Raw genomic sequence first — 12,092 nt, 5'->3', positions numbered from 1 at the left:
CGCTCCGGACAGCGGACCGTTACGGATGCCTTTTCCCAAATTTGCCCACTGCCAACCGCGCCGGCGCTACCAGCCAGTTCGGCCTTCCCACCGACCTACCGCTGGTCACCCCGGCTGCGACTCCCATCTCACAGTCCGGGCGATCCTTCCCAGATCCACCCCCGCCACGTAGGGTGACGTGGTCATGTGGCAGCCGTTACTTCTCCTTGGTCGCCGCGGCGAGGCCTGACGGCCGGCACCTCGCCGCGGGGTCGAATCGTGCCGTCCACTCCGACCCGTTCCTCGGCGCCTCGCCGACCTCGACCGCTGACGTCACATGACCACGGAGGCACTCCGCATGGCCCACCCTGCTGTCACCCCCGACGCTGAGACCGACCCCATCGCCCGGCAACGCCCCAGCCGGATGCCGCACCACCGCTACCAGCCCTACCAGCAGCAGTTCCGCACCGACCTCCCCGACCGCAGCTGGCCCACCCGGCAGGTCGAGGCCGCGCCGCGCTGGTGCGCGGTCGACCTGCGAGACGGCAACCAGGCCCTGATCGACCCGATGTCCCCCGAGCGCAAGCGCCGGATGTTCCAGCTCCTGGTGCAGCTCGGATACAAGGAGATCGAGGTCGGCTTCCCCTCGGCGAGCCAGTCCGACTACGACTTCGTCCGGCAGCTCATCGAGCAGGACCTGATCCCCGACGATGTCACCATCCAGGTGCTGACCCAGTGCCGGGAACATCTGATCGACCGCACCTTCGCGGCGCTGCGGGGCGCGAAGCGGGCAATCGTGCACTTCTACAACTCGACCTCAACGCTGCAACGCCAGGTCGTCTTCGGGCTGGACCGGGACGGCATCACCGACATCGCCACCACCGGCGCCCGGCTCTGCCAGAAATCCGCGGAGATCCACACCCCGGACACCGACATCCACTACGAGTACTCCCCCGAGTCGTACACCGGCACGGAGCTGGACTACGCCGTGGAGGTCTGCGCGAAGGTGATCGAGGTCCTCGACCCGACCCCCGACCACCGGCTGATCATCAACCTGCCGGCCACCGTCGAGATGGCGATGCCGAACGTCTACGCCGACTCGATCGAGTGGATGCACCGGCACCTGCCCCGACGGAACAGTCTGGTGCTCAGCCTGCACCCGCACAACGACCGCGGCACCGGAGTGGCCGCCGCCGAGCTGGGCCTGCTGGCCGGTGCGGACCGGATCGAAGGCTGCCTCTTCGGCAACGGGGAACGCACCGGCAACGTGGACCTGGTCACCCTGGGCCTGAACCTCTTCTCCCAGGGCATCGACCCGATGATCGACTTCTCGAACATCGACGAGATCAAACGCGCCGTCGAGTACTGCAACCAGCTACCCGTGCACGAGCGCCACCCGTACGCCGGCGACCTGGTCTACACCGCCTTCTCCGGCTCCCACCAGGACGCGATCAACAAGGGGTTCGACGCCCTCGCGGCCTCCGCCAGCACCGCCGGAATCCCGGTCGAGCAGCACCCGTGGGCGGTGCCGTACCTGCCGATCGACCCGAAAGACCTGGGTCGCACCTACGAGGCTGTCATCCGCGTCAACTCGCAGTCCGGCAAGGGCGGCGTCGCCTACATCATGAAGACCGAGCACCAGCTCGACCTGCCCCGCCGGCTCCAGATCGAGTTCTCCGGCGTGGTCCAGCAGGTCACCGACGACAACGGCGGCGAGGTCGACCCGCAGACCATGTGGGAGATCTTCGCCGGGCAGTACCTGCTCGACCACCAGGCGGACCCCACGGTCACCCTGACCAACTACACGCTCGGCACGGTGGACGGCAAGGTCGAGTTCGAGGCGCTGATCGGGCACGGCGGCGGGCAACGCGCCGTCACCGCCATCGGCAACGGCCCGGTGGACGCGTACGTCAACGCGCTGCAGTCCCTCGACGTCAACGTACGCGTCCTCGACTACCACGAACACGCCCTCTCCGCCGGCGGCGACGCCCAAGCGGCCGCTTACGTGGAGTGCGCGGTGGATGGCCGCACGGTCTGGGGCGTCGGGGTGGACGCCAACATCGTCACCGCCACCATCAGGGCGGTGACCAGCGCCGTCAACCGCGCCCACTGAGGCACCCGGGGCCCGTCCCGGGTTGGCCTCCCCACCCGAGGTCAACCCGGGCCCCGGCGTCGTCAGGAAGCCGTCCCCGTACCCTTTTCCGGCCCGGTGGCGGCCGGCAGGGACTGGCAGGGCTGCGACGGTGGCGGCGCCCGGCGCGGACGGCGGACGAAGACCACCGCCAGCGCCGCCCCGATCAGCAGCAGCCCGGCGCACCAGGCCAACGCGCCCCGGTAGGCGGCGGTCAACGCGTCCGGCCGTTCGTAGTCGGTGCCGGAGAGGCCGACCAGCAGCGGCAGGGCGGCCACCGCGAGCAGCCCCCCGGCGCGTGAGGCCGCATTGTTGAAGCCACTCGCCACTCCGGCGAAGCGATCCGCGACGGCGGCCAGCACCGAGGCCGTCAACGGCGCCACCACCACGGCCAGCCCGAGCCCGAAGAGAAACACCCCGGGCAGCACGTCCCGCCAGTAGGACGCCTCCGCCCCGACCTCGCGGAGCAGAACAAGCCCGATCGCGGACACCACCGGCCCCACGGTCAACGGCAGTCGGGGCCCGACCCGATTCGCCAGATCACCGGCGACCGGGGAACCGACCAGCAGCAGCACGGTCACCGGCAACAGCGCGACGCCGGTGGCCAGCGCCGACCAGCCGGCCACGTTCTGGAGAAAGACGGCAACGAAGAAGGTGAACCCACTGAGTGCCGCGTAGATCACCACGGTAAAGACGTTCAGCACGGAGAAGATCCGGCTGGTGAACAGCCCGGTCGGCAGCATTGCGGTCTCCCCCCGGCGTCGCTCGACCAGCACGAAGGCCACCGAGGCGAGGACCCCGGCCGCGACGGCGAGCAACACCGCAACCGACGTCGCACCCCGAGCCGGTGCGTCGATCAGCGCGAACGTGATCCCGGCCAGGGCGACCGCCCCCAGCACCGTGCCGAGCACGTCGAACCGCCGCCGGCCCGACCCCGCGGTCCTGGTACGCGAGACGCTCTCGTCCCGGCTCTCCGGCACCCAGCGCAGGGCCGCCAGCAGCACCAGCACGGCCAGCGGCACGTTCAGGAAGAAGATCCATCGCCAGGAGAACTGGTCGATCAACCAGCCGCCGATGAAGGGGCCGAGCGCGGTGGAGACGCCGGAGAAGCCGGCCCAGGCACCGATCGCCCGCCCCCGGTCGTCGGGGTGGAAACTGGCCTGCAGGACCGACAGGGAACCGGGGGTGAGCAGGGCCGCTCCGGCGCCCTGCAGGAGCCGGGCCGCGATGAGCTGCCCGGTGTCCTGGGCCAGCCCACACAGCACCGACGCCACGGTGAACCACACCACCCCGAGCAGGAAGACCCGCCGCCGGCCGAACCGGTCACCGAGCGCGCCACCGAGCAGTACGAACGCAGCGAGCATCAGCAGGTAGCCATTTACCGTCCACTGCAGATCTGAAACGGTGGCGTCGAGGTCTTCACCAAGGCGGGGAAGGGCGACGTTGACCACGGTCCCATCGAGGAAGACCATGCCGGAGGCGAGCACCGCGGCGAGTAGCGTGCCGGCCCCCGCAGGGGTACCCAGGCGAAGGGAGGGTGGCGTCATGGCCCCAAGGTTGCCCCGACACGATCTCGAAGCGGCTACGAAACGCCGAAACCCCCCGCCGCGGTACTGGGCGGAGCCGCCGGAAACCGCCAAGCTAAAGAGGTGTCATCTCTGCGTACCAGATCCGGACCGCTGCTCGCGACAGTGCTGGCGCTCGGCCTGGCCGGCTGCGTCCCGGCCAGCACGCCCGACCCGTCGCCCACCAGCGACGGCGGGAATGTCGTGGCGAAGCTGGCCGAGCTGACGGTGGCCAGCGCCGGATCGATGAAAGGCTACAGCCGCGACCGCTTCCCCCACTGGCGGGGCACCGGCAAGAACTGCGATGTCCGGGACACCGTGCTCGTGCGCGACGGGGAGAGCATCAAACTCTCCGGCTGCAACGTGGTCGGTGGGCGCTGGGAGAGCGTCTACGACGGCCAGGTCCTCACCGACCCCTCCGAGGTCGACGTTGACCACATGGTGCCGCTGGCGAACGCCTGGCGATCCGGGGCCGACCGGTGGACCGACGCGAAGCGGGGTGACTTCGCCAACGACACCCGGTCGCCGCACCTCTTCGCGGTTTCCCGCACCGCCAACCGGTCGAAGGGTGATCAGGATCCATCCCAGTGGCGACCGGCGAACCGGTCGTACTGGTGCCGCTACGCCGAAAGCTGGGTCACGGTGAAGCATCACTGGCAGTTGTCGGTGCACACCGACGAGAAGACCGCGCTGGCCGACATGTTGGCGGGTTGCACCGGGGGGAACCAATCATGACCAGCACCGGGACGGAACCGACACCGCACCGGCCGGCGGGAGCCGACAACGACGCGACGGCCACCGCTGGTGGTCCCGCCCCGGGCAGCGCCGGGATGACGGCCGACGGCGCGGCCGGTGCCGCGGTACCCGGCGCCGGGATGAGCGCGGACACCACCGGCGCCCCGGCGGGCGGCACTCCCGGCTCCGGGATGCGGGCCGACGGCGGGTCCCGAGTCTGCAGTGCGGACATCGTCCCCGGGCCGGGTGGGGTGATGACCGACGAGGTCGGCGTGATCACCGGCGAGCTGACGCTCCGCACCGAACACCTCGACGGCCAGGTCACCCTGCGGGTGCAGTACCGCGAGGCCGACGAGTGGTACGTCGTGACCGGCGGACGGGCGACGCTGCCCGACCCGGCCAGCCTCGATGCGGTACACGCGATCGCCGTCGCCCTGCTCCACCGCCCCGACGGCTAGGCCGGGGCCGCACCGCCGTCGGGCACCCCGGTGACTCCCGCCCCGCCGTGACTCGGACGGAGTTCCCCGCTGGCGATCCGCTCGGCCCAGTGGCAGGCCACCCGGCTGCCGCCGATGTCGCGCAGCACCGGCCGTTCGTCGGCGCAGCGCGTTGGCTGGGCCCACGGGCAGCGGGTGTGGAACCGGCAGCCGGCGGGCGGGTTGGCCGGCGACGGCAGGTCACCGGCGAGCAGGATCCGCTCCCGGCGGTCCTCCACATCCGGGTCCGGCACCGGCACCGCCGACATGAGCGCCCGGGTGTACGGGTGCAGCGGCTCGGTGTAGAGCCGGTCGCTCGGCGCCTCCTCCACCAGGGCGCCGAGGTACATGACGCCGACGATGTCGGAGATGTGTCGGACAACGGCCAGGTCGTGCGCGATCACCAGGTAGGTGAGGCCGAGGCTCTCCTGCAGTTCGTCGAGGAGGTTGACCACCTGCGCCTGGATCGACACGTCCAGGGCGGACACCGGTTCGTCGGCGACGATCAGTTCCGGGCCGAGGACCACCGCCCGGGCGATCCCGATCCGCTGCCGCTGCCCACCGGAGAACTCGTGCGGGTAACGGGACAGCGCCCACCGGGGCAGCCCCACCTTGTCGAGCGCCTCCCCGATGATCGCGCGTCGTTCGTCTCGGTTGCCGCCGATGCCGTGGGTCTGCAAACCCTCGGTGAGGATCGACTCGACGTTCTGCCGCGGATCCAGGCTGGACATGGGGTCCTGGAAAATCATCTGCATCCGACGGCGCATGGCGCGCAGCCGGGCCGGCGGCAGCGTGGTCAGCTCGACATCGTCGAAGCTGACCTCGCCACCGGTGGGCGGGGTCAGCTGGAGCAGTGCCCGGCCGAGCGTCGACTTCCCGCACCCGGACTCGCCCACCAGGCCGTAGGTCTTGCCACGAGGAATCCGCAGGTCGACCCCGTCGACCGCCTTCACGTGGCCGATCGTGCGATCGAAGAGCACCCCCCGCTTGATCGGAAAGTGCACCTTCAGGTCACGGACCTCGACGAGGATGTCGTTGTCAGTCACGGGTCTTCTCCTCGTTGGGCTCCGGGCTCGACGCCTCGGGCTGGTCGGCCGGACCGGCCTGGGCCGGGACGGCGCCGGGCAGCGGCACCGGGTCGACACAGCGGTAGCTACGGCCGTCGTGGGTACGCACCAGCGGCGGCGTCTCGTCGAGGCAGGCGTCCACCTGCCGGGAGCAGCGCGGAGCGAACGCACAGCCCTCCGACCAGGACAGCACGTCCCGTACCGAGCCGGGAATCGGGTTCAGTGGCTCGCCGCGCCCACTGTCCAGGCGGGGTACCGAACCGAGCAGACCCGCGGTGTACGGGTGCCGTGGTTCCCGGAAGAGGGGACGTCGACGGGCGGTCTCGACCACCCGACCCGCGTACAGCACGTTGATGCTGTCACACATGCCGGCGACCACCCCCAGATCGTGGGTGATCATGACAAGCGCGGTGCCGGAGTCGTGGACCAGCTCCTTGAGCAGTTCCAGGATCTGTGCCTGGATGGTGACGTCCAGCGCGGTGGTCGGCTCGTCGGCGATCAGCAGCCGGGGACGGCAGGCGACCGCCATCGCGATCAACGCCCGTTGCCGCATCCCACCGGAGAGCTGGTGCGGATACTCCTTGAGCCGCCGGGTCGGATCCGGGATGCCGACCCGGTCCAGCAACCCGGCCGCTTCCTTGCGCGCCGCGTCGCCCTTCATCCCCCGGTGGCGGGCCAGCACCTCGGTCACCTGCAACCCGATCGGGATCACCGGATTCAGCGAGGAGAGCGGATCCTGGAAGATCATCGCGACGTCGCGGCCGCGGATGTCCCGCCGGGAGCGGTCGTCGAGGCCGAGCAGGTCGGTCCCGTCGAAGACCGCCTTGCCGCCGATCCGGGTACCGGGGTGCCGGGGCAGCAGCCCCATGAGCGCCAGCGAGGTGACACTCTTGCCACAGCCGGACTCGCCGACCAGACCGACGACCTCACCGGCGTCGACCGAGAAGGAGACCCCGTCCACCGCGCGCACCGTACGCTGCCCGCGCCGGGCGAACGTCACGCTCAGGTCATCCACATCGAGCAGTGCCATTACCGGCCCTCCGTTCGCACCTGCGGGGCTCGCGCGCCCATCGTTCGGGCTACACACATGGCGGGACCTACTTCCGCAGCTTCGGGTCGAGGGCCTCACGCATCGCCTCACCGAGCAGGGTGAAGCCGAGCGCGGTGATGATGATCGCTACCGCCGGGAAGATCGCCAGTGCGGGTCGAATGCCGAGGTACGGCTGTGCGTCGGCGAGCATGACGCCCCACTCGGGCTGCGCCGTGTCCGGGTTGCCGAGGCCGAGGAAGGAGAGCGCGGCGGCCTCGATGATCGCGGTGGCAAGGGTCAGCGTGGCCTGCACGATGACCGGGGCCAACGAGTTCGGCACGATGTGCGTCAGCGCGATCTTCGGCTTCCGGACCCCGAGTGAGGTGGCCGCGAGCACGTAGTCGCTGTTGGCCTGCGCGATCATCGAGACCCGCAGCAGCCGGGCGAAGACCGGCACCGACACCATGCCGACCGCGATCATGACGGTTTGGAGACTCGCCCCGAGCAGGGCGGCGATACTGACGGCGAGCAGGAGGCTGGGCAGCGCCAGCATCATGTCGATGACGCGCATGAGCGCGTTGTCGAGCGCGCGCCCCCAGCGGCCCCCCAGACCGGCGGCCGCACCGGCGACGCCGCCGATCAGGGCGCCCACGGTCAGTCCGATCAGGGTGGCGACCACGCCGACCAGCAGCGTCTGCCGGGCCCCGACGATCATCCGGCTGAAGACGTCCCGGCCCTGGTGGTCGTAGCCGAACCAGTGCTCGGCGGAGGCGCCGGGGATGATGCCCTGCCCCGACTTCACCAGGCCCTCGCGAATCCCGATGGTGTCCTTCGGCTCGTAGGGGACGAAGAACGGGCCGACCAGCGCCACCAGGACGAAGGCCGTCAGAATGACCGCGCCGATGATGGCGGCGGGGTTCCGCCGCAGTCGCCGGAACGCCTCCTGCCAGAGGCTGACCCCCCGCTCGTCGTCCCGGTTCACCAACTCGGCGAGCCGGTCCAGCCGCTCCTTCTTACCTGTGATTGTCATCGAACCCTCACCCTCGGGTCGATCAGGCTGTAGGAGAGGTCAACCAGGAGGTTCACCAACACGTACACCACCGAAATGATCATGATGAAACCGAGCAGCACCGGGTAGTCACGCTGGCCGATCGCCTCGTAGATGAAGGCCCCGATGCCGGAGAAGGCGAAGACGGTCTCGGTCAGCACGGCACCGGAGAGCAGCCCCCCGGTGAGCAGGCCGATCGAGGTGACCACCGGCAGCAGCGAGTTGCGCAGCACATGCCGTCCCCGCACGGTCCGCTCGGTCAGCCCCTTCGCCTCGGCGGTCCGGACGAAGTCCTCGTTGAGCACCTCCAACACGCTCGCCCGGGTGATCCGGACGATGATCGCCAGCGGGATGCTGGCCAGCGCGAGCCCCGGCAGCACCAGATGCCAGAGCGCGTCCGCGACGGCATCCCACTCCCGGGTCATCAGTCCGTCGAGGACGAAGAAGTTCGTGATCCGGGTCGCGTCGAGGGTCGGATCCTGCCGGCCGCTGGACGGGAACCAACCCAGGTTCTCCGAGAAGATCGCCTTCAGGACGTAGGCCAGGAAGAAGATGGGGATGCAGATCCCGACCAGCGATCCGCCGACCGAGAGATGGTCGAGTAGCCGGCCCCGACGGCGGGCGGCCAGGTAGCCGAGGGGAATGCCGACGCCGATCGCGATCACCAGGGCGGTGATGGTCAACTCGACGGTGCCGGGGAAGCGCTCCAGGAACTCTTCGACCACCGGGCGCTTGGTCGACGACGAGGTGCCCAGGTCCAGGCGGAGGAGCCGCCGCACGAAGCGGCCGTACTGCACCAGGATCGGCTCGTCGAGACCCATACTGCGGCGAATCGCCGCGCGCATCTCGGGGGTGCCACGCTCGCCGAGGATGGCGTCCTCGGGGCCGCCCGGTAGGCGACGGACCCAGATGAAGAGCAGGAGCGAAAGCCCGAACAGCGTTGGTATCAGCTGGAGCAGGCGTCTGACGATAAACCGGAACACGAGGCCTCAGAAGGGTGCGGAGGGGCGCGGGCGGGCGCTGTGCTGCACAGCGCCCGCCCGGTTTCTTGCGTTAGATCAGGACTTGAACTCAGCCTTGGCGAACCGCTCGTCGGTGAGCGGGCTGGCCGTGACACCGGTCACGTCCTTGCCGAACACGATCGCCGGCGGTGAGTGCGAGACCGGCACCCCGGGCAGGAAGTCCATGATGGTCTTGTTCAGACCCTTGTACTTCTCCACCCGTTCCATCGAGTCGGCGGTGGAGTCGGCGTCCTGGAACTGCTCGAAGAGGGCCGGGTTGTCGAAGCCCCACTCGTCCTTCTGCCGGTCGAAGAAGGTACCGATGAAGTTGTAGGCGTCGCCGTAGTCGCCGGTCCAGCCGAGGAAGTGCAGGTCGTGCTCGCTACCGGAGGTGGTGGCGTTGATGTAGTCCGGGGTCCACTTCAGCGGGATCGGCTCGACCGTGATGCCAGCCGCCTGGAGGTCCGCCGAGACCAGCTCGAAGAGATCCTTCGGGTTCGGCATGTACGGACGGGTGACCTCGGTCGGGTAGTGGAACCGCAGCGTCAGGTCCGCCGCGTCGGCCTCGGCCAGCAACTGCTTGGCCTTGTCGACGTCGTAGTCGTAGGTGGTGACGTCGCCGTTCCAACCCTCGACCGTGTCCGGGAAGAAGTTCGTCGCGACCTTCGCGCCCGGGGGCAGTTTCGAGTCGACCAGGGCCTGCCGGTTGATCGCGTGGGCGATCGCCTGCCGGACCTTGAGGTCGGCCAGCTTCGGGTTCCCCTCCTGGTTCATGGCCAGGTAGAGGATGTTGAATGCCGGCCGGGTCAGGAGATTGAAGCCCTCGCTCTTCAACGGCTCGACATCAGCCGGCCCGACCAGGTCGTAGCCGTCGATGTCGCCGGAGCTCAGCGCCTGCTTGCGCGCGTTCTCATCCGGGATGGTCTTGAAGATGATGTTCTTCAGCTTGGCCTTCTCGCCCCAGTAGTCGTCGTTGCGCTCGATGGTGAGCGACTTGTTGGCGATGTCCCAGGACTTGAACTTGAAGGGTCCGGTGCCGGTCGGGTACTTGGTCGCGTACTCGGGGTACTGGACGTCCGTGGCGGTGCCGCCGACGTTACTCGCGTCGTACTTCTCCAGCGCCGTCGGGCTGTGGATGGAGAACGACGCCAGCATCAGGGCGGCCGGAACCTTGCTGGACACCCGGGTGAAGGTCAGGTCGACCGTGGTGTCGTCCTTGGCGGTGCAGGACTTGAAGAGGCTCTCCGAGAGCCCTTCGTCCTCGTTCTGGGCGAAGCCGCCCATCACGTCCTGCCAATAGGAGGTCACGTCCGGGCTCTGCATGAGGCCCGTGGCGTTGTACCAGCGATTGAAGTTGACGCAGACGGCCTCGGCATTGAAGTCGGTGCCATCGTGGAACTTCACGCCCGAGCGGAGCTTGAAGGTCCAGGTGGTGCCGGCCTCGTCCGGAGTCCAGGACTCAGCCAGGCCCGGGCTCACCTTGGTGCCGCCCTCCTCGGGGCGGACCAGGGTCTCGAAGACCTGACGGGCCACCCGCGCCGACTCACCGTCGCTGGCGAAGCTCGGGTCGAGCACCTTCGGGTCAAAGGCGACACCGAAGACAAGGGTGTCGTTGTTACTACCGCCGGAATCCTCGCGGTCACTCTCGGCGCAGCCGGCTACCGCGAGGGCCGCGACCGCGACGGCCGCGACAGCAGCCTTCGGCCTGGATGCACGCATGGGTGCTTCACCTCGTCCTTGTGGATACGGACAACGCGGTGACCGGGGTCACCGATGGCGGGAACCATAGCCGTCCGGCCAACGCCGCGGAAACTGCCAGGTGGACAGTCGATGTCGGATCGCGGCTTTTCGCCGCCCAGACCGAAGGATCGAAGGAAAAAAGACGATCTTGCCGAATGATCGGTAGCCGCGATGCGAAACTGTTACGTCATTCCGGCCCTGAAAGACCTCAGGTGTTAGATCAATACGATCCCCGTTGATGCCGCTCCAGCAGGGCCTAGACCGTTGGCCCGGGCGCCAGCGGGGCCCGGGCCGTTGGCCCCCGGGATGCCAGTGGCGCCCAGGCCGTTGGCCCCGGGTGCCCGCCGGAGCTCAGACCGTCCGGCGCCCCTCGAAGGCACGACCGAGAGTGATCTCGTCGGCGTACTCCAGGTCACCGCCGACCGGCAGGCCACTGGCCAGCCGGGTCACGGCGATGCCCATCGGCTTCACCATCAGCGCCAGGTAGGTGGCGGTCGCCTCACCCTCGGTGTTCGGGTCGGTGGCCAGGATCAGCTCCCGCACCGCGCCACCGCCCAGCCGGGTCAGCAACTCCCGGACGCGCAGATTGTCCGGCCCGACCCCCTCCAGCGGGTTGATCGCGCCACCGAGGACGTGGTAGCGGCCGCGGAACTCACCGGTCCGCTCGATCGCCACCACGTCCTTCGGCTCCTCCACCACGCAGAGCACCTCATCGGTACGGCGTGGATCGCGACAGATCCGGCACTGCTCGGACTCGGCCACGTTGTAGCAACTGGTGCAGAAGCGCACCAGCTCCTTGACCTTGCGCAACGCACCGGCCAGCCGGTTGATGTCGGCCGGATCCGCGGACAGGACGTGAAAGGCGATCCGCTGGGCGCTCTTCGGGCCAACGCCCGGCAGCCGGCCCAGCTCGTCAATCAGGTCCTGGATGGCGCCCTCGTACATCGTCGACTCAGAAACCGGGCAGGCCGAGGCCGCCCATGCCGCCGGCCACCGGCCCCATCTTCTGGTCGGTCAGCTCCCGGGCCGCCTCGGCGGCGTTCCGCACCGCCGCGACCACCAGATCCTCCAGGGTCTCGACATCCTCCGGATCGACCGCCTTGGGGTCGATCGTGACCGACTTGAGCTCGCCGGTGCCGGCGACGGTCGCGGTGACCAGGCCACCACCCGCGGCACCGGTCAGCTCCGCCTCGGCCAACTCGGCCTGCGCCTGGGCGATCTGCTGCTGCATCTTCTGCGCCTGCTTCAGCATCTGCTGCATGTTCGGCTGTCCACCTGGGCGCACGAACGGCTCCTTAATCACTCGACCTGCTGCTAACT

11 protein-coding genes are annotated in these 12,092 nt (G+C 69.1%); 3 read left to right on the top strand and 8 right to left on the bottom strand.

Features of this window, described 5'->3' with window-relative positions:
• Positions 1–316 precede the first annotated feature (316 nt).
• A complete protein-coding gene (gene leuA, locus T398_RS12720) occupies positions 317–2,092 on the top strand; it encodes a 2-isopropylmalate synthase (RefSeq protein ID WP_496446874.1) in 1,776 nt (591 codons plus the stop codon).
• A 62-nt stretch (positions 2,093–2,154) separates the two neighbouring features.
• Here the strand turns inward: leuA and T398_RS12715 are convergent, their stop codons facing one another.
• Positions 2,155–3,657, bottom strand: coding sequence for an MFS transporter (locus tag T398_RS12715; protein ID WP_496446872.1), 1,503 nt, complete (start codon positions 3,655–3,657; stop codon positions 2,155–2,157).
• A 144-nt stretch (positions 3,658–3,801) separates the two neighbouring features.
• Here T398_RS12715 and T398_RS12710 point away from each other — a divergent pair, with 144 nt between their 5' ends.
• Complete coding sequence (locus T398_RS12710; RefSeq protein ID WP_496447026.1) at positions 3,802–4,410, top strand: GmrSD restriction endonuclease domain-containing protein; 609 nt, start codon at positions 3,802–3,804, stop codon at positions 4,408–4,410.
• A complete protein-coding gene (locus T398_RS12705; protein WP_496446870.1) occupies positions 4,407–4,868 on the top strand; it encodes a hypothetical protein in 462 nt (153 codons plus the stop codon). The genes T398_RS12710 and T398_RS12705 overlap by 4 nt, the downstream gene beginning before the upstream one ends.
• Here T398_RS12705 and T398_RS12700 read toward each other — a convergent pair.
• The 7 genes from T398_RS12700 to T398_RS12670 all read right to left on the bottom strand — a co-directional run bounded on the left by T398_RS12700 (position 4,865) and on the right by T398_RS12670 (position 12,033).
• A complete protein-coding gene (locus T398_RS12700; RefSeq protein WP_496446868.1) occupies positions 4,865–5,932 on the bottom strand; it encodes an ABC transporter ATP-binding protein in 1,068 nt (355 codons plus the stop codon). The two genes, T398_RS12705 and T398_RS12700, sit on opposite strands and share 4 nt — an antisense overlap.
• Positions 5,925–6,983 carry an ABC transporter ATP-binding protein gene (locus T398_RS12695; RefSeq protein ID WP_496446867.1) on the bottom strand — a complete coding sequence of 353 codons (1,059 nt, stop codon included), beginning with the start codon at positions 6,981–6,983 and terminating at the stop codon, positions 5,925–5,927. Before T398_RS12695 ends, T398_RS12700 begins: the two co-directional genes overlap by 8 nt.
• A gap of 67 nt (positions 6,984–7,050) precedes the next feature.
• Positions 7,051–8,013 (bottom strand): ABC transporter permease, encoded by a 963-nt coding sequence (locus tag T398_RS12690; protein WP_496446865.1) that lies wholly within the window; start codon positions 8,011–8,013, stop codon positions 7,051–7,053.
• Positions 8,010–9,014, bottom strand: a complete 1,005-nt coding sequence (locus T398_RS12685) for an ABC transporter permease (RefSeq protein ID WP_496446864.1) — start codon at positions 9,012–9,014, stop codon at positions 8,010–8,012. Before T398_RS12685 ends, T398_RS12690 begins: the two co-directional genes overlap by 4 nt.
• Before the next feature lie 75 nt (positions 9,015–9,089).
• Positions 9,090–10,751 carry an ABC transporter substrate-binding protein gene (locus T398_RS12680; protein ID WP_496446862.1) on the bottom strand — a complete coding sequence of 554 codons (1,662 nt, stop codon included), beginning with the start codon at positions 10,749–10,751 and terminating at the stop codon, positions 9,090–9,092.
• Positions 10,752–11,123: 372 nt separating this feature from the next.
• Positions 11,124–11,717, bottom strand: a complete 594-nt coding sequence (recR, locus tag T398_RS12675; RefSeq protein WP_018723861.1) for a recombination mediator RecR — start codon at positions 11,715–11,717, stop codon at positions 11,124–11,126.
• 7 nt (positions 11,718–11,724) lie between these two features.
• A complete protein-coding gene (locus tag T398_RS12670; RefSeq protein ID WP_018254726.1) occupies positions 11,725–12,033 on the bottom strand; it encodes a YbaB/EbfC family nucleoid-associated protein in 309 nt (102 codons plus the stop codon).
• Positions 12,034–12,092: the final 59 nt, after the last annotated feature.

Source organism: Salinispora goodfellowii, from assembly GCF_059570675.1.
This window is presented reverse-complemented; position numbering and strand designations above follow the sequence as displayed.